A 17996-nucleotide genomic window follows, 5' to 3' on the forward strand; every position below is an offset into this window, starting at 1 on the left:
CGGCCCATGAAGGTCAGGTCTTCACTGGGCTTGAGCACCAGCTCGTGCGAGCCCTTGAGGTAGGTGGTGAAGGGCTGGCCCTTCTTGTAGTTGAGGTCGCCCTGGTCGCCCAGGCCCGACACGGCGCTCAGGCCGCCGCCCGGCGAGCCGGTGTTGCCCGCCGCGATCAGGCCGGGGCTGGGGTCTTTGGCACGGATGCCCGTGCCCACCGACACGGTCGAGTCGAAGCTGCCGCGCAGGCCGTCTTCGGTCTCGAAGGTGAAGGCCTGGGCCGCGCCATGGGCCAGCAGAACGGCAGAAAAAATGAGGGAAAAGCGATGTCCGGACATGGTGTCACCTTGTCTTCAGAAGGGGGGCGGGTGAAGGCCCTGGGCCGGTGCCATGCACCCGGCCCAGGACATCAGGGGCGGGCTCAGCGTTCGCTGATGGCGCGCAGGTTGTCTGAGGTGTAGAAGCCGGCCTTGAGCTTGGCGTTGTTGCCGGCCTCGGTCAGCCAATGCACGTCGGTGCCGGTGCCCACGGCGTGTTCGTCAAACACATAGCGCCCCTCCAGCACGTTGTGCTGCACAAAGGCCGACACATCGCACGAGCCGGTCTCGTACACCGGAATCACAAAGCCTTCGCGCACTTTCCAGAGCTTGCCCTGGGCGTCGTAGTCGTCGGCCACCAACGGCGCCCAGCTGTCTTCGTCGAGGTAGAAGGTGCGCTTGGGGGCCAGATGCCGGGTACCTGGTTTGACCGTGGCCTCGACCACCCACACGCGGTGCATCTCGTAGCGGCGGTGGCCGGGCTCGATGAAATCACGCTGGGCCACGTCTTCGAACTTGGCCTTGAAGTCATAGGCCCCGAACACGTTGTAGGGCACCAGCATCTCTTTCTTGCCCACCAGCTTCCATTCAAAGCGGTCCATCAGGCCGTTGAACACATAGGGCTCGTCGAGGGTGTACTGGTTCTCGAAGCCGATCTGCGGGGCATCGTAGGCATAGGTGGGCATGCGGCGCACGCGGCGCTGGCCCGGAAAGTAGTAGAAGGTTTCGGTGGCGGCTTCGCTGTAGTTGGTGATGGCCAGGGCCTGGCCGGCCAGGGCGGCGGGGCTGTTGTAGCCAAAGTAGGTGTAGTACTCGACCTGTGGCATCTTGCTGAAGGGAGCAGACCCCTTGGCGCCCCAGGGCACAAACACCACCTGCTCGGAGCCGGCCTTGATCCACTCGTCACCGCCCTTGCGCGGCGAGGCGGCGGTGATCACCTTCTTGTAGTCCAGTGCCAGGCCGCGGTAACGCATCTTGGCGTTCCACATGGCCTCGGCGCCATTGCGTGGCATGGGGAAGGGGTAGCCCGGCAGCATGGCCTCCTGCAGCGTCCAGCCATTGTCCTTGAGCTTGCCGGCCTCGACGTTCTTGCGGGTGTTGTCGGCCACAAAGTCAGGCACGCCGCAGCTGCGATGGCTGGGGTACACATCCATGCGGTAGCCCTTGGTCTGCTTGATCAGCTCGACCTGGCCCGGCGAGAGCTTGTCGGCGTACTTGTCGACGTTGGAGGCGTCGATGGAGTACAGCGCTTTCTCGCCCTTGTGCTTCCAGAACTCGCCGCGCAGCTTGCCCCAGGCCCAGCCGGCCTCGGGCGGCTCGGCACCGGTGTAGGCCGGAATGCTGCCGTCCTTGTTGGCGGCCTGCTCGCCGCCAGCGGGCGTCAGGTCTTTGCCCAGGCGGGCAGCATCGCGTGATTGCGCCAGGCTGCTGCCCATGGCGGCCAGGGCCGCCAAGGCCAGCAGCAAATGGCGCCCGGTGTTTGTTGCATTCCCCATATTGACGACTCCTGATTAGCGGTCGGATAAGCACCACAGGTGGTGGATGGGCTGGAGTGTGTGGCGGCGTGCAAGATCACCGTTATCGGTTTTGCGCAAGTCTCATCTAGGGTAATTACCAAGCAAACATTTGGTGCGGCGTCACCAGGCTGGTGCGCTCTGGTTTCTACCGATGGCCGGCACGGCTGATGCTTAGGACACTCGGTCCCCACCCCACACGGGCGCACAGACGCCCCGCACCGAGCCATGAGCCCCTTGACCGGCCAACAGATGCCCCAATCCAGTGCCATGCCGCCGCCTTCTTGGCACGCCTGCGTGCGCTCCAGCGACGTCGACGTGCATGCCAGTGCCCAACCGCAATGGAGCCTGAACTACGACCAGCTCTCGGCCGGCCGCTTTGACGGGCAGATTGAGCTGGTGCAGTTGCCCGGGCTGCGCATCATCCGCGAAGGGGCCAACTGCAAGGTGCGCCAGCGCGGCCAGATCGGCCGCGGGCACTACGGCCTGGCCATGGCACTGGAGCAGGACAGCGAGGCCATCTTCAACGGCCAGCGCCTGAGCACCGAATCGATCATGATCGGCCGGGGCGAAGAGCTGGACCTGCTGACCCCCGCCCATTGCGAACTGATCGGTGTGGTGGTGGAGCAAGAACTGCTGGCCGCCCTGTGGCAAAGCATGTACCAGAAGCCCCTTTCGGCCTGGATCGAAGAACAGATCGTGGTGCAGGCCAGCACCGCCTCGGCCCGCCACCTCAACAAGATGCACCGCCGCATCCTGGACCTGCTGAGCAGCTCGCCCGAGCTGCTCAACGACCCGGTGGCCCTGCTCCAGTTGCGCGACGCCATCCTGATCGAATGGATTGAGGCCATCCCCTCGCAGGTGGACACTAGCGAGCTGCGCCGTGTGGAGGCGCGCAAAAAAGTGGTGGACCGCGCCTGCGAATGCATGCTGGCCCATTCAGACCAGCCACTGTCCACGCTGGACGTGTGCAGCCGCATCGGCACCAGCCCGCGCAAGCTGGACTACTGCTTCAACGACGTGCTGGGCATCAGCCCCAAACGCTACCTGCGCCTGGTGCGCCTGAACGGCGTGCGCCGCGACCTGAAAAACCGCGCCCACGAGGCCCGCATCAAGGTGCAGGACATCGCAGCCCGCTGGGGCTTCTGGCACCTGAGCGAGTTCTCGCGCGACTACTCGGCCCAGTTTGGCGAGTTGCCCTCGCAGACGCTGCGCAACGCGCAGGTCTGAAGGGCCGGCTGGCTGGCTCAGCGCATCCAGGCCTGGATGCGCCGGGTCAGGGCCTCGGTGCTGATGCCATAGCGCTCGTGCAGGGTGGGCAGCGCGCCCGCATCCAGGTAGGCATCGGGCAGGCCTGCCAGCCGGAAGCGTGCAGGCTGGGCCCCGTTCTGCAACAGGCACGAGGCCACGGCCTCTCCCAGCCCGCCGATGACCGAATGGTTCTCGGCCACCACCACCAGGCGCTGCTTGCGGCCCACTTCGGCCAGGATCGTGGCCTCGTCCAGGGGTTTGATGGTGGGGCAGTGCAGCACGGCGGCGCCGACGCCATCGGCCTTCAAGGCCTTGACCACCTCCAGTGCCCGCATGGTCATGAAGCCGCTGGAGATGATCAGCACGTCGTCGCCATCGACCAGGCTCTTGGCCTTGCCCAGCTCGAAGCGGTAGCCCTCAATCTCGTCGAGCACCAGCGGCACATTGCCGCGCAATAGGCGCATGTACACCGGGCCCGGGTGGTCGGCGATCTGCGGCACGGCCTGTTCGATGTCCAGGGCGTCGCAAGGGTCGACGATGGTCAGGCCGGGTATACCGCGCATCATGGCCAGGTCTTCGGTGGCCTGGTGGCTGGGGCCGTAGCCCGTGGTCAGGCCCGGTAGGGCACAGCACATCTTGACGTTGAGGTTCTCTTCCGCAATGACCTGGTGAATGAAGTCGTAGGCGCGGCGGGTACCGAACACCGCATAGGTGGTGGCAAACGGGATCAGGCCCTCCTTGGCCATGCCCCCGGCCGAGCCCATGAGCAATTGCTCGGCCATGCCCATCTGGTAGAAGCGGTCGGGGTAGGCCTGGGCAAACAGGTGCAGATCGGTGTACTTGGCCAGGTCGGCCGTCATGCCCACGATCTCGGGCCGGTTGGCGGCCAGCTCGACCAGGGCCTTGCCGAAGGGCGCAGCCTTGACACGCTGGCCCTCGGCCGCGATGGAGGCAATCATGGCCGAGGTGGTCAGACGGGGTTTCTTGTCGGTGGCGGTGTTCATGCTTGGGCTCCTGAGGTCTGGCTCTGGTCGAGCACCGCGAGGGCCTGCTGCCACTCGGGGGGATCGACCCGGATGAAATGGTTCTTGTCGCGCGTCTCCAGGAAGGGCACGCCCTTGCCCATCAGGGTGTCAAACAGGATCACCCGGGGTTTGGCCTCCTGAAGGGTGCGGGCGGTGTCGAAGGCCGCCAGCACCGCGGGCAGATCGTTGCCGTTCACCCGCTGGACATGCCATCCGAAGGCAGCCCATTTGTCGGCCAGGGGCTCAAAGCCCAGCACTTTGCTCGACGGGCCGTCGGCCTGCTGGTTGTTGATGTCGATCAGGCAGATCAGGTTGCCCAGACCGTGGTGGGCAGCAGACATGGCGGCCTCCCAGGTCGAACCTTCGTCCAGTTCTCCGTCGGACATCGAGTTGTAGACAAAGGCCTTGTTCTGCTTTTGGCGCAGCGCCAACGCCATGCCCACACCAATGATCAGCCCCTGCCCCAGGGATCCGCCCGAAATCTCCATGCCGGGGGTGTAAGTGGCCATGCCCGACATGGGCAGGCGGCTGTCATCACTGCCGTAGGTCTCCAGCTCGGACTCCGGAATGATCCCGGCTTCGATCAGGGCGGCGTAGTGCGCGATGGCATAGTGCCCATGAGACAGCAGGAAGCGGTCTCGCCCCTCCCACACCGGGTCGGTGGCTTGGTAGCTCATGGCATGGCCGTAGGCCACCGCCAGCACATCGGCCCAGCCCAGGGCCTGGCCGATGTAGCCCTGCCCCTGCACCTCGCCCATGCGCAGCGCGTAGCGGCGGATGCGGTAGGCGCAGGCCTTCAACTTGGATACGGTATCCGTCATAACAATCCTCGGTAACAAAATAGGGGGTTGGCTCAACTCACAGCAGCCCAATGGAGAACCAGGGCACGAGCGCCACCAGGATCAGGCCCGCCAACAGGGCGCCCAGGTAGGGCCAGATTCGCCGCACGGCCGCATCCGGATGCACCCGGCCGATGGTGCAGGCCGCGTAATAGCCGAGGCCAAAGGGCGGTGCGAACAGACCGATGCCCATGGCCAAGATGATCACCATGGCGTAATGCACTTCATGCACGCCCATGGCCTTGGCCACCGGGAACAGCAAAGGGGCAAACAAGACCATGGCAGGAATGCCTTCCAGCACACTCCCGAGCACGACAAACGCGGCGATGGACACCATCAGAAAGCCATACTTGCCACCGGGCACGCTCGTCATCAAGTGGGCCAGGCTGTGCGAGAAGCCCGATTGGGTCAGTGCCCACGACATGCCGGTGGCGGTTCCGATGATGAAAAGGATGGCGCCAGACAAGGCCGCCGTGTCCACCAGCATCGGATACAGACGCCGCCAGTCGAAGCGGCGATAGACGAGCAAGCCCGCCGCCACCGCATAGGCGATCCCGATGGTCGACACCTCGGTGGCCGTGGCCACGCCTTCGACCACCGCTGTGCGAATCAGCACAGGCAGCGCCAGGGCCGGTGCCGCGATCAGCAGTGTCTTGCCCACCACGGCCAGCGGCGCCCTTTGCAACCCGTGGCTGATTTCAGCACTGCGGAATCGCGACAACAGGGCCAGGATCAGCGCCAGAACCACCCCCGGCAGGATGCCCCCGGTGAACAAGGCACTGATCGAGATCCCGGCGACCGAACCAATGGTGATCAAGACCAACGATGGCGGAATCGTCTCGGCCATGGCGCCCGATGCCGCCAGCAGGGCGATCAGTTCGCCTTCGGGGTTGCCCCGCTTTTTCATCTCGGGCAACAGAACCGGCGCAACGGCGGCCATGTCGGCCGTCTTGGCCCCCGAGATGCCAGACACCAACAGCATGGCCCCCAGCAGCACGTAGTTCAGCCCACCACGGACGTGCCCCAACAAAGAGGCCAGGAAGTCGACCATGGCCTTCGCCATGCCCGTCATCTCCACCAGGTGGCCGAGCAGGATGAAGAGCGGCACCGCCAGGAGGATGAGCGAACTCATGCCTTCGTCGATGCGTCCACTGACCACAGACAGGGGGGTGGAGGTGGTCGTCAGCAGAAAGGACACCGTCGCCATGCCGAAGCAGAATGCGATGGGCACGCCCAGCAAGACCCCGGCCCCCAGCAAGCCCGCAAAGAAGATCAGCAGGTTCCAATTGCCGATGGCCTGCAGCCAGTCAGCCCCGGCATACAGGACGCCTGCCAGGATCGCGATCGAGAAAGCGACCTTGACGATCTCAAACCAGCCATGGCGCGCCACCTTGAACAGGCAGAGCAACAGCATCATGGTGCTGCCCACCGGAACCGCAGCCGCCCGCAGCGTGTTGGGCCAAGAAAGCGCCGGGGTCTGTACGACCCACTCATCCAGCGCGTATTCGGTCATCGGCCAGATCAGCATGCCGAGCCAGAGGATAGGCACCACCGTCGCCAACACCTCCGCCCATGACTGGGCCTTGGCACTCCAGCGCGATACCAGCGCGGTGGTCCGCATGTGCATGCCGCGGCGCAGGGCCACGGCCGCCCCGAGGTTCGCCAGCCACAGGAACAGGATCGAAGCCAACTCATCGGCCCAGGGGAGTGGGCTGTTCAGCAGAAAGCGCATCACGACGCCTGCCAGCAGAACCGCCACCTCGCCCACCACCAGCACAGCGGCCGGCACTTCAACCAGATGACCCAGCCACGCCTCGGCACGGACCGCCAGCCCGTTTGGGGCGGGCTGATCGTTCAAGGGTTCGCTCAGCATGGCGCTCATCCCAAACCACCCACGCTGTCGGAAAGCAGCTTCCAGGCGTCCTCGCCGAACTTGGCGCGCAGGTCCTTGTAGAAGCCATTTTTGGCCAGCGCGTCCTTGAACACCTTCTTGTCCGGCTCGGTCATCTGGATGCCTTTGGACGCCAGATCCGTGCGCAAGGAAGAGTTCAGGGCGGCAATGTCGGCACGCTCATCGGTGGCGGCTTTGTCCAGTTCGCGGTAGACGATCTCCTGGATGTCCTTGGGCAGGCGATCCATGGCCTTGCGGTTGCCCAGAATCCAGTAGGCGTCCCAGACATGGTTGCTCAGGCTGCAGAACTTCTGCACCTCGTACAGGCGTGCTGTGCTGATGATGGCCAGGGGGTTCTCCTGGCCCTCCACCAATTTGGTCTGCAGCGCCGAATACAGCTCATTGAAGTTGATCGGCGTCGGGCTGGCCCCCAGGGCGGTGAAAAGGCTGGACAGCATCGGGGCCGCCGGCACGCGCATCTTCAAACCCTTGAGGTCGTCCGGTGTCTTCACGGGCTTGGTCGAGGTCGTGATGTTGCGGAATCCGTTGTCCCAGGGCTTGGACAGGGTCAACAGTCCCACTTTTTCAATCTGAGCCCGCACGTACTTGCCCAACGGGCCGTCCATCGCTTTCCACACCTCGGTGTAATCGTGGAACGCAAAGCCGGTGTTCACGATGCCGGCGGCGGGCACCAGGGTCGACAGCACCACGCTGGCCTGGTTGAAGAACTCCACCCCGCCCGAGCGCACCTGGGACAGCAAGTCGGTGTCCGAACCAAGCTGGTTGGCCGGGAACAACTTGATGTCCAGACGGCCATTGGTGGCGTTGCGGATGCGATCGATGGCCTCTTGCGCCCGCTTGTTCACCGGGTGAGAGGGATCCTGGCCGGTGGCGAACTTGAAATTGAACTCGGCGGCAGAGGCCGGTCGCATGGCAATCGAGAACAGGGGCAGCGCTGCCGATGCACTCAGCAGGCTGCGACGCGAGATCGTCGTCTTGGAATCGTTCATGGTTGTCTCCTTGTTGATCTTGAAACAGCTGACGGTCAATGGATCAGCATGCCGCCATTGACGTCCAGGGTGATGCCGGTGCAGTAGCTCGACAGCGGGCTGGCCAGGTAGACGCAGGCCCCGGCGATGTCGTCGGCCCGGCCCAGGCGGGCCAGTGGGATGGTCTCGGCAATCTCGGCCTTTTTCTCGTCGGTCAGCTTGCCCTTGATGATGTCGGTGCCGATCAGGCCGGGGGTGATGCAATTGACACGGATGTTCTGGGGCCCGAACTCGCGGGCCATGGCCTTGGCCAGGCCCAACACCCCGGCCTTGGCGGCCGAGTAGTGCGGCCCGCCCAGGATGCCGCCGCCGCGCTGGGCCGACACCGAGGAGATGCAGATGATCGAGCCGCCGCCCTGTTGCTGCATGGTCGGCAGCACGGCCTGCGACATGTACAGCGTGCCGCGCAGGCTGACATCGAGGATGCGGTCGTAATCGCTGCCGGTGATTTCGAGGGTCTTGACCGGCTGGGTGATGCCGGCGTTGTTGACCAGGGTGTCGATGCGGCCAAAGGCCTGCAGGGCGGCTTGCACAGCGGCTTCACACGAGGCCTTGTCGGTCACATCGGCCACCAGGCCCAGGTGCCCCGCACCCAATTGGGCGGCGGCACCTGCAGGGTCGGCACGTTCGAGATCGCAGATCACGACGCGGGCGCCCTGGGCCGCCATGAGGCGGGCGGTGGCAAAGCCCAGTCCGTTGAGGCCGGCGCCGCCGGTAATGAGGGCCACTTGGTCTTTGAGCAACATGTTCGGTGTCTCCAGTGAGTTGATGCAGGCCAGGGGGACGGCCACTTCGGCCGGCTCCACCCCGTCGAGGCCGATTCTCAAAGTGGTCCAAGTTGAAGACAAGCGATTTAATATCAGCGTAAGATGACAATCGTTCATCCAAAGTCAGGGTTCTCCCGATGGCCGCACTGCCCCCGATCGCCAACCTGCAAGCCTTTGAAGCCGTGGCCCGGCGCCGCAGCTTTGCGCTGGCCGCCTCGGAGCTGCACCTCACGGCCTCGGCGATCAGCCACCAGATCTCGCGCCTGGAGGCGCACCTGGGCATCCGGCTGTTCGAGCGAAGTGCCCACACCGTGCGGCTAAGCCCGGCCGGCGAGCACTACCTGATGCACATCAGGGCAGCCCTCAATGCCATCTCGTCGGCCACCGACGACCTGCGCCAGGGCATACGCAACAGCCTCTATGTGCACTCGGCCCCCAGCATTGCCAGCCTGTGGCTGATGCCCCGGCTGCATCGCTTTGCCAAGGCCTACCCTGACATCTCGCTCAACCTGTCGGCCGCTCACACGCCCAGCGATTTCGCGCTGGGCCAGGCCGACATCGACCTTCGCTACGGCGTGCCGCAATGGGGCGACCTGGTGGTCGAGCCGCTGTTCGAGGAGCCCATCGTGCCGCTGGCCAGCCCGGCGTTCATCCGCCAGCACAAGCTGCGCGAGATCGCGCAGTTGCTGGAGCTGCCCCTGATCCAGAGCAATGTGAGCGTGGTGCAGTGGTCAGACTGGCTGAACCGCTTCGGCGGCCTGCGGGCACCTGACCGCTTTCCAGTGCGCTTCGACCGCGCCCAGATGTCACTGGACGCGGCCACCCAGGGCCTGGGTGTGGCGCTCGAAAGCGCGGTGATCGCCGCGGGCCATCTGGCCGAGGGCAAACTCAAGGCGGTGTTCGGGCTCGATCAGGCCGTTCCGGTGAAGGCCCACTTTGCGGTCTACCCCGAGCGCCACGCCAAGCGCCCCGCGGTGGAGGCTTTTCTCGCCTGGCTGCACCACGAGGCCTCGGTGCGCTGAAGGCGCATCGGCAGGACCGCTCAGGCTCCAACGCCACTCTGGTTGCCGCTCTGGTGGCCGCTGGCGCGCACCAGGGTGATCGCCTGCTCGGGGCAGGCACTGACACAAGATCCACAGGCCCGGCAGGCCTCGGCATGCGGCGTGAAAGCCGTCTGGCGGCCGTGGGCCCAAAGCTTGAACCGGACCAGCACGGGCATGGCCGCAAAGGCCTCGTCGGGCATGCGGTCGATCTTGAAGACAGCGACCGGGCAGACGACCGCGCAGTCGCCCTGCCCTTCACATCGGCGCGCATCGACGACGGGCTTGAACAAACCAGGCTCTGCCTTGCATTTCGGAGGCCGGGCCGCCTGGGCCTCCAGCAGGCGGGCATGGCGCTGCTGACGCCGGCGACTGCCGGTCGTGACTCGGGATGGATCGATAGAAGGTTTGGGGTGAGAGACGGAGTTCATGGATTCACTCATTCTTCTGGGAAGGGCGCCAGGGCACCGAAGAGGCCGGACTCGAATCGGGCCATGGCGTCGCTGATCTGCTGGCGGCTGTTCATGATGAAAGGACCGTTGATCACCAGGGTTTCACGCAGGCTGTCGCCCACCATGCAAAGGACATGGGCCGGGGTGAGCGCATCGAGCCGGACACTGCCCTCGCCCCGGAACTCCGCCGCCTGCCCCCCGGAGAGCACAACCCCCATGTCGCCCCCTGGCCCAGAAACCCGGACCTGGCCCGACACCACGTAAAGCAGCGCGCAGCGGCCAGGGCTGCAAGGCAGATCAAGGCCGTCGCGCAAGAGCACATCCAGCAGGGTGATGTCTTCGGCCGGGGCGAGGGTCGAGGAGATCACACCAAAACGCCCGGCCAACACCCGCACACGGTCGCCACCGGCACCGCACCACTGCGGTACCGCGGGCGCGTCCAGCCACAGGGTCTGCGGCGGCAGCAACTTGTGCGGCCCGCTCAGGTTGATGAAGATCTGGGCGCCATGCAGTTCAAGGCCTGGGTTGGAAGCCATCTCCTGATGCAGGACACCCTGCCCCGCCTGCGTCCAGACCACCCCACCCGGCCCGACCTGCACGTCGTTGCCCAACGAGTCGCGCACGTGCAAGCCGCTGCCTGAATCTTCAAACACACAGGTGACCGCCGAGAAACCAGCGTGCGGGTGGGGCGGAAACGGTCGCCCCCAAACGCGAAAGTCGTCCAGTAGGAGGAAAGGCGACTCGCCGTCGCCCCGGCCGTGCAGGTCAAAGCTGTTGGCCGAGAAATGGGCATGGGCGCGGAGCTGCCCATGGATTGGTGCGGTGATCTGGAATGGCATGGTGGAACCGGTCTGGAGACGGGGCGTGGACCATCGGAAGCCAGCCTCAGGCGGCGGCCAACTCGGCGATGCGGGCATGTGCCGAAGCCAGGGCCTGCTCACGCACGGCCGGGCCCATGGCCAGGCCTTCGGCACGCACCACCGCCACCTCCTGGATGCCCAAAAAGCCGAAGAAGGCGCGCAGATGGGCCTCCTGGTGGTCCATGGCGGCCAGCGGGGTGCCCTCGCTGAACATGCCGCCACGCGACGAAGCCACGATCACCTTCTTGCCACCGCACAAGCCCTTCGGGCCTTGCTCGCCGTAACTGAAGGTCTTGCCTGCCACGGCCAGGCGATCGAGCCAGGCCTTGAGCTGGGTGGGCACGCCGAAGTTGTACATGGGCGCGCCCACCACCACCACGTCGGCCGCCAGAAAATCAGCCAAGGCCTGTTGGCCCGCGGCGATGTCGGCCGCCTGTTCGGCAGGCGCCGGCGCGCCCTGCTGGACCGCCAGATGGGCCTGCGTGAGGTGACCCAAGGGGGTCAGTGCCAGGTCGAGGTGTCGGACCTGAAGGCCGGGGTGACGCCCGACCCAGGTGGCCACCACCCGGGCCGAAAGATCGCGGCTGACGGAATCCCCGTGCAGGATGCTGGAGTCGATGTGCAACAGTTTCATGGCGTTTTCCAGTTGTAGGAGGCTCACCGTTGAGCCCAGGCCTGGAAGTTAGCGATCGCCGTAAAATCTGAAAAGCCTATATTTTTAGATCAATACCATCGATTGGACAGATAGATGCTGGATGCCGTCACCCTGGATCAATTGCGTACCTTCATCGCAGCCGCCGACTGCGGCAGCTTTTCTGCAGCGGGGCGGCAACTGGGCCGGGCCCAGTCCGTCGTGAGCCAGACCTTGGCCAACCTGGAGAACCAGCTGGGCGTGCAGTTGTTCGACCGGTCCACACGGCGCCCCCAACTCACCACCATCGGCCGCGAGTTGCTGACCGACGCGAGACAGGTGGCCGACAACATGGACCGCTTCAAGGCCCGGGCCAAGGGCATGGGCGCCGGGCTTGAGCCCGAGCTGAAGGTGGTCGCCCACGTGTTTCTGCCCACCAGCGTCCTGACCACCGCCGTGGCCGGCTTCCACAAGCAGTTTCCGCGCACGCCACTGCGCATTTCGGTGGAGGGCATGGGCGCCGTGATGGAGCCGGTGCTGGAGGGCAGTTGCTCGTTCGGCGTGCGGGCCCCCTTGCTGACCGACCACCCCGAACTGAGCAGCGAGCACCTGATGAGCGTGCCCTACCTGATGGTGGCCGCACCCGAACATCCGCTGGCCCAGACCGGCCGGGCGCTGTCGAGCCGCGAACTGCGCCAGCACGTGCAGCTGGTGCTGAGCGACCGCTCTCAACTGACCCAGAGCATGGACATGGGCGTGCTCTCGCCCAAGACCTGGCGCCTGTCCGATCTGGGCGCCAAGCACGCCTTTCTGAAGGCCGGCCTGGGTTGGGGTGGCATGCCCTTGCATGTGGTGCAGGCTGACATCGAGCAAGGCCGGCTGGTGTCGCTGGAGTTCGAGGAAAGCCGGGCCAACGTGAGCATGTCCCTGACCGCCATCCACCGTACCGACCTGCCACCGGGCCCGGCGGGGCGCTGGCTGCTTGACGAGCTCAAGCGAGCGGCGGCCGAGCAGAGCGAGCAGGGCGTGCAGTTGACACACGCGCAGGGCTCAGGCCCTCAGGCCGCCGCGGCGGGCGCCGGCGGGTAGGTCAGCTCGGGGCCGGAGCGCTCCAGCATGGCGTGCTGCAACATGGCGGCCAGCACGTCGGGCGACACCTCCGGAATCTGGAACCCCGGCGGCAGCTGCATGGCAATGCGGCCCGACTGGATGCCCTCGTGCCAGCCGCTGTGCTGGATCACGGCAGACAACGTCAGCATGCCCACATAGATGCCCTGCGAGGCCAACTCGCCATGCAGCGAGTACAGGTAGTTGCGAGCCCCCGCCAGCGCCGGCCCAGGGCCACTCATGAACGGCAGCCCCACCGCCGCCGAGCCCCCCAGCCCCACCAGGATGGCACCCTGCGGCAGTGCCCGCATGGTCGGCAGCACCGCACCCACAGCGGCCACCAGGCCGTACAGAAACAGCTCGACCTTGTCTTTGACATCGTCCACGCTGAGCAAGGAGGCCGGGACAAAGGCCTCAGGCGCATTGGGTCCGTAATACAGCACATCAATCCGGCCAAAACGGGACAGAATGTCTGCCACCACCGCACTCACCTGGGCCGGCTCGCGCAGATCGGCCTGAAAGCCCTGTGCTGTCACCCCTTCTGCGCCCAGTTGCCGGCTTTGAGCCTGCAGGACCTCGACACGCCGGCCGACCAGGGCCACGGCGTAGCCGTCTTTTCCGTACCGTCGGGCCAGAGCCAGCCCCAGTCCGGGGCCGGCGCCAAGAATGGCAATGCATTTCGTCGTCATGATGGGATCGATTCCTGAAGTTGATGGAGATCGCCATCACAGACGCCCGGCGGTGGACAGAACAAAACGCACTGGGTCGGATGGCGACAGGGGCCCGATTCGAACACCCACGCCCCCTCATGGAAAGCCGATATTTCTGGATGGATTCCATCGGATAAAGCGATGGTAGGAAGGCTCCGGCGGCGAGGCTGGCCCCAACGGCGTTCACTGAAAATGATCTGATTTCAATAAAAATGGATAAGCATGATCGTCCCTCGACAGCAGCTTGCCGAAGACATGGCCGAGCAACTGTTGCGCCCCAAGGGCTGAATGAAGGAGGCCTTCTCAGCGGCCACGCTGGACGAGCGCGGCATCTACGGCGGGAGCGACCCCTTTCTGGCCGAGGCCTGCACCAGTCGCGCCAGCATGCGGCGCACGCTTGATGAGCCACGCGGGCTGGCCTGATCCCCGAGGCACGTTCCCACCGCGACCCAAGCCCGAGCCAGGGCTGTATGGCCCCTCCTCAACCCATGCCCTGGCTCAGTTGCCTGGCAGCAGCCAGGACGTCTTTGACGTAGCGCTCGTCATACCGGTGATTAGGCATCGTCAGGGTGACGGCGGCCACCACTGCGCCTTGGGCGTTGGTCACGGGGGCGGAGATGCCGGCCACCTCCTTCAGACGATCGCCCACCGAGGCGAAATACCCCTGCTCGCGGATGCGCGCATAGAGCACCCGTTCTTCCTGACTGAGCACTTGCTGCTCATGACCGAGGCCGAACGCCGAAAGCACGCGCCCACCAGTTCCCGAATTCAAGGGCAGCACGTCGCCGGCCCGGATGTGGTCCCGGATCGGATGCGGTGAATCGACCCGATACAGGCACAGACGCGTCTGGTTGGGCGGGTGCCCTTGCCGAACGTGATAGGCCGCGCTTTCGCCGGTCTTGAGGACCAGGTCTTCGAGCACCGGGATCACCAAGCGATCCAGGGAAAAGGTGTCTGCATAGATGGTGTACAAGCGCGCCACCTCCAGGCCCAGCGCATAGCGCCCGTCGGGCAGGCGCTCGATCAGGCGCCCGTGCTCGAGCGAGGCGAGCAACCTCAGCACGGTGCTCTTGTAGAGCCGGGTGCGCTCTGCCAGTTCCGCCAGCGACAAGGCGGCATCTCCGTGACGGAACGCGGCCAGCAGCGTGATGGCACGGTCAACCGCAGCAGCCCCGCCGGGCGCGCTGGACTCATCGGCCAGGGATTGAGTTTGGGCTTTTCTGGGCATGGGCTGACCTTTTCCGGGGACGAACGCGCGCCTTGACGCCATGGGCGTTCTTGCTCTAAATTCTATTAAACAGATTTGTGTTCTATCTTACAGAATTTTCAGGAGACGTCAAGAGAATGCCCAGTTCCCATCCACATCGATCGGCCACCTCGGTGCTGATCAGCGAAGTCGGGCCCCGCGACGGCCTGCAATCCGTGAAGGCGACCATGCCGACCGAGCACAAGAAGGCCTGGATCGACGCCCTGGTGACCGCCGGCGTGCAAGAGATCGAGGTCGCCTCGTTCGTGCCGGCACGCCTGCTGCCGCAGATGGCCGACGCGGCCGAGGTGGTGCGGCATGCACTGACCCATGCCGGTGTCTGCGTGATGGCCCTGGTGCCCAACCAGAGGGGTGCAGAAGCGGCCCTGCGCGCCGGCGTGCACAAGCTGACGATGCCGGTCTCGGCCAGCGAGGCGCACTCGCTGGCCAATGTGCGCAAGACGCGAGAGCAGATGGTGGAAGAGGTGCGTGCGATCGCCCGGATGCGCGATGAGCTGGCGCCCCACGTCAAGCTGGAAGCCGGGATCTCGACGGCCTTCGGCTGCACGCTCCAGGGCCTGGTGCCAGAAGACGATGTGATCTGGCTGGCCGAGCAGTGCGTGCAGGCCGGTGCCGATGAATCGGGCTTGTCGGACACCACCGGCATGGCCAACCCCGCCCAGGTCAAGCGGCTGTTCACCCGCCTGCGTGCCGCCCTGGGCGAGCGCGCCGGGGCGGCCCACATGCACAACACCCGGGGGCTGGGCCTGGCGAACTGCCTGGCGGCCTACGACGCCGGGGTGCGGACCTTTGACGCTTCGCTTGGCGGCCTGGGCGGCTGCCCTTACGCACCGGGGGCCAGTGGCAATGTGGTGACAGAAGACCTGGTGTTCATGTTCGAGGCCATGGGCATCGCCACCGGCATCGACCTGCCACGCCTGTTCGAGGCCCGCCAGCCCTTGAGTGCCGGTCTGCCCGGCGAACCCTTGTACGGCATGACCCCCGAAGCGGGGCTGCCCAAAGGCTGGGCCGTTGCCTGCCCCACCCAAGCCAAGGAGCCGGCATGAGCGCCACAGACCCATCGTCCGATCAGACCGCAGCCCAGCCCCTGCCCTACGCCGGCGTGCGGGTGGTCGAGTTCACCCACATGGTCATGGGCCCCTCCTGCGGCATGGTGCTGGCCGACCTCGGCGCCGAGGTGATCAAGGTCGAACCCATCGCCGGTGACAGCAGCCGAAACCTGCTGGGCTCCGGCGCAGGCTTCTTCCCGATGTTCAACCGCAACAAGAAAAGCATCGCGCTGGATCTCAAATCGCCGCAAGGCATGGAGGTCGCGCTCAAGCTGATCGCGACTGCCGACGTCGTGAGCGAGAACTTCCGCCCCGGCACGATGGACCGGCTCGGCCTGGGTTACGAAACCTTGTCCCGGCTGGATCCGCGTCTCATCTACGTCAGCCACAAAGGCTTTTTGCCCGGCCCCTATGAGAAGCGCACCGCGCTGGATGAGGTGGTGCAGATGATGGGAGGCCTGGCTTACATGACCGGGCGTGAGGGCGATCCCTTGCGGGCGGGCACCAGCGTGAACGACATCATGGGGGGGATGTTCGGGGCCATGGGGGCCATGGCCGCGCTCGCCCAGCGCGAAAAGACCGGCCGCGGCCAGCTCGTCCAATCAGCGCTGTTCGAGAACAATGTGTTTCTGGTGGCCCAGCACATGATGCAGTTTGCCGTCACGGGCAAGCCCCCCGCGCCCATGCCCAACCGCATCTCGGCCTGGGCCATCTATGACGTGTTCACGGTCAAGAACGGTGAGCAGATCTTCCTGGCGGTGGTCAGCGACAGTGCCTGGGCCGCTTTCTGCGAGGCGTTCGATCTGGGCCCACTGAAGACCGATCCGCGCCTGCGCAGCAACAACGACCGCGTGCTAGCCCGCGACTGGCTGCTGCCCGTGCTGCGCGCCCACCTCGAGAACCGCACGGCCCAGGACATCGCCCGGATCTTCGAAGAACGCGGGCTGCCCTTTGCCCCGATCGCCAAGCCCCAAGACCTGCTGGACGACCCCCATCTGAACAGAACGGGCACGCTAGCGCCCATCACGCTGCCCGATGGTCGCGCTTGCAAGACCGTGCTGCTGCCCCTGATGCTGGGCGACAGCCGACCGGGCATCCGCATGAACCCGCCCCGCCTGGGCGAACACAGCGTGGCCCTGCTCGAGGAGCTGGGCTACACCGCACGTGAGATTGGAACCATGCAGGCCCAAGGCCTGGTCCAGGGAGAGGCCCATGTCTGAGTTGCAACGCCGAGACCTCATCAAGCTGGCGCTGGCCGCCACACTGCCGGTGTTGACGGGCCGCGTGCAGGCCCAACCCGCCTGGCCGACCAAGCCTGTGCGCCTGGTCGTTCCGTACGCGGCGGGCGGCGGCACGGATGCCGTGGCCCGGCTGATCGCCGAACGCATCACCCAGGACACGAAGTGGCCGATCATCGTGGACAACAAGCCCGGCGGTGCGGGCAACATAGGCCTCGACATCGTGGCCAAATCGCCTGCAGATGGCTACACCCTGGGACTGGCGCAGACGTCCAATCTGGCCATCAATCCGGTGGCCATGGAGCGCATCCCGTTCAATGAAAAGAAGGACTTCATCGCCATCGCCGCAGTGGCCGAAGTGCCGACCATCCTGGTCGTGCGCCAAGAAGCGCCGTGGGGCACCCTGGCCGATCTCATCAGGGCGGGCCGCAACGCCAAGACGCCACTCAAGCAGGCGCTCGCCGGCACCGGCACCGTGGGCCACCTGGCCGGTGTGATGCTGGCCCGCCAGGCCGGACTCAACAATGTGCTGGACATCCCCTACAAGGGGGCGGCTCCCGCCATCACCGATCTGCTGGGCGGGCAGACCGACTGCATGTTCGCCACCCCTCAGGCCGTCATCGGCATGATCAAGGCCGGGCGGCTGCGGGCCTTGGCGGTGACCTCGCTCAACCGCCTGTCCATCCTGCCCGGCACACCCACGGTGGCCGAGTCAGGCTATGCGGGCTTCCAGGCCACCGACTGGAAGATGCTGGTGGCCCCGGCCAAGACCCCAAAGGACCTGGTGCAGGCGCTGAACGCCGCCACCGAGCGGGCCTTGGCACAGCCCGCCACGCGTGAACGCCTGGCCGCCGAGGGCAGCCTGCCGTTGGGCGGTTCACTGGAAGCAACTGCCCGCTTTCTGCAGACCGAACAGGCCCGATGGCAAGAGCTGATCAAGGCCAGCGCCATCAAGTTCGACTGAGCAAATCCCAACCTACATCATTCGAGAGACAAGA

19 protein-coding genes are annotated in these 17996 nt (G+C 65.5%); 7 read left to right on the plus strand and 12 right to left on the minus strand.

The annotated features are described in order from the left end of the window. Positions 1 to 329: DUF1302 family protein (locus AC3WUT_RS26035; protein WP_492349971.1), on the minus strand; the 329-nt coding region annotated here is incomplete at its 3' end. An 83-nt stretch (positions 330 to 412) separates the two neighbouring features. Then, positions 413 to 1804: a DUF1329 domain-containing protein gene (locus AC3WUT_RS26040; protein ID WP_492349972.1), complete on the minus strand. Its 1392-nt coding sequence runs from the start codon at positions 1802 to 1804 to the stop codon at positions 413 to 415. Between the two features lie 246 nt (positions 1805 to 2050). Here AC3WUT_RS26040 and AC3WUT_RS26045 point away from each other — a divergent pair, with 246 nt between their 5' ends. Next, positions 2051 to 3052, plus strand: a complete 1002-nt coding sequence (locus AC3WUT_RS26045) for a helix-turn-helix domain-containing protein (RefSeq protein WP_492349973.1) — start codon at positions 2051 to 2053, stop codon at positions 3050 to 3052. Positions 3053 to 3069: 17 nt separating this feature from the next. Here the strand turns inward: AC3WUT_RS26045 and AC3WUT_RS26050 are convergent, their stop codons facing one another. From AC3WUT_RS26050 to AC3WUT_RS26070, 5 genes are read right to left on the minus strand one after another with little or no spacing between them, the layout of a single operon-like run. Continuing rightward, the gene (locus AC3WUT_RS26050; protein ID WP_492349974.1) at positions 3070 to 4077 is read right to left on the minus strand and encodes a transketolase family protein; all 1008 of its coding nucleotides are present in this window, start codon (positions 4075 to 4077) and stop codon (positions 3070 to 3072) included. Continuing rightward, positions 4074 to 4919, minus strand: a complete 846-nt coding sequence (locus tag AC3WUT_RS26055; protein ID WP_492349975.1) for a transketolase — start codon at positions 4917 to 4919, stop codon at positions 4074 to 4076. The genes AC3WUT_RS26050 and AC3WUT_RS26055 overlap by 4 nt, the downstream gene beginning before the upstream one ends. 37 nt (positions 4920 to 4956) lie before the next feature. Next, positions 4957 to 6819 (minus strand): TRAP transporter large permease, encoded by a 1863-nt coding sequence (locus tag AC3WUT_RS26060; protein WP_492349976.1) that lies wholly within the window; start codon positions 6817 to 6819, stop codon positions 4957 to 4959. Continuing rightward, positions 6816 to 7838: a TRAP transporter substrate-binding protein gene (locus AC3WUT_RS26065; protein ID WP_492349977.1), complete on the minus strand. Its 1023-nt coding sequence runs from the start codon at positions 7836 to 7838 to the stop codon at positions 6816 to 6818. Before AC3WUT_RS26065 ends, AC3WUT_RS26060 begins: the two co-directional genes overlap by 4 nt. 35 nt (positions 7839 to 7873) lie before the next feature. Then, positions 7874 to 8623 carry an SDR family NAD(P)-dependent oxidoreductase gene (locus tag AC3WUT_RS26070; protein WP_492349978.1) on the minus strand — a complete coding sequence of 250 codons (750 nt, stop codon included), beginning with the start codon at positions 8621 to 8623 and terminating at the stop codon, positions 7874 to 7876. 158 nt (positions 8624 to 8781) lie between these two features. On the opposite strand from AC3WUT_RS26070, the gene AC3WUT_RS26075 reads away from it, so the two are divergent. Further along, a complete protein-coding gene (locus AC3WUT_RS26075; protein ID WP_492349979.1) occupies positions 8782 to 9666 on the plus strand; it encodes a LysR substrate-binding domain-containing protein in 885 nt (294 codons plus the stop codon). A gap of 20 nt (positions 9667 to 9686) precedes the next feature. On the opposite strand, the gene AC3WUT_RS26080 is transcribed toward AC3WUT_RS26075, so the two are convergent. Genes AC3WUT_RS26080 through AC3WUT_RS26090 form a run of 3 tightly spaced genes read right to left on the minus strand, consistent with a single transcriptional unit; the run spans position 9687 to position 11630 of the window. Then, positions 9687 to 10115, minus strand: a complete 429-nt coding sequence (locus tag AC3WUT_RS26080; RefSeq protein ID WP_492349980.1) for a 4Fe-4S dicluster domain-containing protein — start codon at positions 10113 to 10115, stop codon at positions 9687 to 9689. 8 nt (positions 10116 to 10123) lie between these two features. After that, positions 10124 to 10975, minus strand: coding sequence for a pirin family protein (locus tag AC3WUT_RS26085; RefSeq protein WP_492349981.1), 852 nt, complete (start codon positions 10973 to 10975; stop codon positions 10124 to 10126). Between the two features lie 46 nt (positions 10976 to 11021). Beyond that, on the minus strand, positions 11022 to 11630 hold the full coding sequence (locus tag AC3WUT_RS26090; protein ID WP_492349982.1) for an FMN-dependent NADH-azoreductase: 609 nt from the start codon (positions 11628 to 11630) through the stop codon (positions 11022 to 11024). A 114-nt stretch (positions 11631 to 11744) separates the two neighbouring features. On the opposite strand from AC3WUT_RS26090, the gene AC3WUT_RS26095 reads away from it, so the two are divergent. Continuing rightward, the gene (locus tag AC3WUT_RS26095) at positions 11745 to 12716 is read left to right on the plus strand and encodes a LysR family transcriptional regulator (protein WP_492349983.1); all 972 of its coding nucleotides are present in this window, start codon (positions 11745 to 11747) and stop codon (positions 12714 to 12716) included. On the opposite strand, the gene AC3WUT_RS26100 is transcribed toward AC3WUT_RS26095, so the two are convergent. Then, a complete protein-coding gene (locus AC3WUT_RS26100; protein ID WP_492349984.1) occupies positions 12686 to 13423 on the minus strand; it encodes an SDR family NAD(P)-dependent oxidoreductase in 738 nt (245 codons plus the stop codon). The genes AC3WUT_RS26095 and AC3WUT_RS26100 overlap by 31 nt on opposite strands. Positions 13424 to 13732: 309 nt before the next feature. Here AC3WUT_RS26100 and AC3WUT_RS26105 point away from each other — a divergent pair, with 309 nt between their 5' ends. Continuing rightward, positions 13733 to 13867, plus strand: a complete 135-nt coding sequence (locus tag AC3WUT_RS26105; RefSeq protein WP_492349985.1) for a hypothetical protein — start codon at positions 13733 to 13735, stop codon at positions 13865 to 13867. 58 nt (positions 13868 to 13925) lie between these two features. Here AC3WUT_RS26105 and AC3WUT_RS26110 read toward each other — a convergent pair whose 3' ends face one another. Further along, positions 13926 to 14672 (minus strand): IclR family transcriptional regulator, encoded by a 747-nt coding sequence (locus AC3WUT_RS26110; RefSeq protein WP_492349986.1) that lies wholly within the window; start codon positions 14670 to 14672, stop codon positions 13926 to 13928. 116 nt (positions 14673 to 14788) lie between these two features. Here AC3WUT_RS26110 and AC3WUT_RS26115 point away from each other — a divergent pair, with 116 nt between their 5' ends. The 3 genes from AC3WUT_RS26115 to AC3WUT_RS26125 are packed head-to-tail and all read left to right on the plus strand — an operon-like array spanning position 14789 to position 17962. Further along, a complete protein-coding gene (locus AC3WUT_RS26115) occupies positions 14789 to 15757 on the plus strand; it encodes a hydroxymethylglutaryl-CoA lyase (protein ID WP_492349987.1) in 969 nt (322 codons plus the stop codon). Further along, positions 15754 to 16980, plus strand: coding sequence for a CaiB/BaiF CoA transferase family protein (locus AC3WUT_RS26120; protein WP_492349988.1), 1227 nt, complete (start codon positions 15754 to 15756; stop codon positions 16978 to 16980). The genes AC3WUT_RS26115 and AC3WUT_RS26120 overlap by 4 nt, the downstream gene beginning before the upstream one ends. Beyond that, positions 16973 to 17962, plus strand: coding sequence for a Bug family tripartite tricarboxylate transporter substrate binding protein (locus AC3WUT_RS26125; protein ID WP_492349989.1), 990 nt, complete (start codon positions 16973 to 16975; stop codon positions 17960 to 17962). The genes AC3WUT_RS26120 and AC3WUT_RS26125 overlap by 8 nt, the downstream gene beginning before the upstream one ends. The last annotated feature ends 34 nt before the right edge of the window (positions 17963 to 17996 follow it).

The organism is Curvibacter sp. EU05-FHT14A10 (assembly GCF_058791075.1).

Coding starts and splice junctions, on each gene's coding strand:
- AC3WUT_RS26070 (WP_492349978.1), bottom strand. CDS start 8,623: ATGTTGCTCAAAGACCAAGTGGCCCTCATTACCGGCGGCGCCGGCCTC.
- AC3WUT_RS26095 (WP_492349983.1), top strand. CDS start 11,745: ATGCTGGATGCCGTCACCCTGGATCAATTGCGTACCTTCATCGCAGCC.
- AC3WUT_RS26050 (WP_492349974.1), bottom strand. CDS start 4,077: ATGAACACCGCCACCGACAAGAAACCCCGTCTGACCACCTCGGCCATG.
- AC3WUT_RS26120 (WP_492349988.1), top strand. CDS start 15,754: ATGAGCGCCACAGACCCATCGTCCGATCAGACCGCAGCCCAGCCCCTG.
- AC3WUT_RS26065 (WP_492349977.1), bottom strand. CDS start 7,838: ATGAACGATTCCAAGACGACGATCTCGCGTCGCAGCCTGCTGAGTGCA.
- AC3WUT_RS26080 (WP_492349980.1), bottom strand. CDS start 10,115: ATGAACTCCGTCTCTCACCCCAAACCTTCTATCGATCCATCCCGAGTC.
- AC3WUT_RS26090 (WP_492349982.1), bottom strand. CDS start 11,630: ATGAAACTGTTGCACATCGACTCCAGCATCCTGCACGGGGATTCCGTC.
- AC3WUT_RS26045 (WP_492349973.1), top strand. CDS start 2,051: ATGAGCCCCTTGACCGGCCAACAGATGCCCCAATCCAGTGCCATGCCG.
- AC3WUT_RS26115 (WP_492349987.1), top strand. CDS start 14,789: ATGCCCAGTTCCCATCCACATCGATCGGCCACCTCGGTGCTGATCAGC.
- AC3WUT_RS26125 (WP_492349989.1), top strand. CDS start 16,973: ATGTCTGAGTTGCAACGCCGAGACCTCATCAAGCTGGCGCTGGCCGCC.
- AC3WUT_RS26105 (WP_492349985.1), top strand. CDS start 13,733: ATGAAGGAGGCCTTCTCAGCGGCCACGCTGGACGAGCGCGGCATCTAC.
- AC3WUT_RS26085 (WP_492349981.1), bottom strand. CDS start 10,975: ATGCCATTCCAGATCACCGCACCAATCCATGGGCAGCTCCGCGCCCAT.
- AC3WUT_RS26110 (WP_492349986.1), bottom strand. CDS start 14,672: ATGCCCAGAAAAGCCCAAACTCAATCCCTGGCCGATGAGTCCAGCGCG.
- AC3WUT_RS26055 (WP_492349975.1), bottom strand. CDS start 4,919: ATGACGGATACCGTATCCAAGTTGAAGGCCTGCGCCTACCGCATCCGC.
- AC3WUT_RS26060 (WP_492349976.1), bottom strand. CDS start 6,819: ATGAGCGCCATGCTGAGCGAACCCTTGAACGATCAGCCCGCCCCAAAC.
- AC3WUT_RS26040 (WP_492349972.1), bottom strand. CDS start 1,804: ATGGGGAATGCAACAAACACCGGGCGCCATTTGCTGCTGGCCTTGGCG.
- AC3WUT_RS26075 (WP_492349979.1), top strand. CDS start 8,782: ATGGCCGCACTGCCCCCGATCGCCAACCTGCAAGCCTTTGAAGCCGTG.
- AC3WUT_RS26100 (WP_492349984.1), bottom strand. CDS start 13,423: ATGACGACGAAATGCATTGCCATTCTTGGCGCCGGCCCCGGACTGGGG.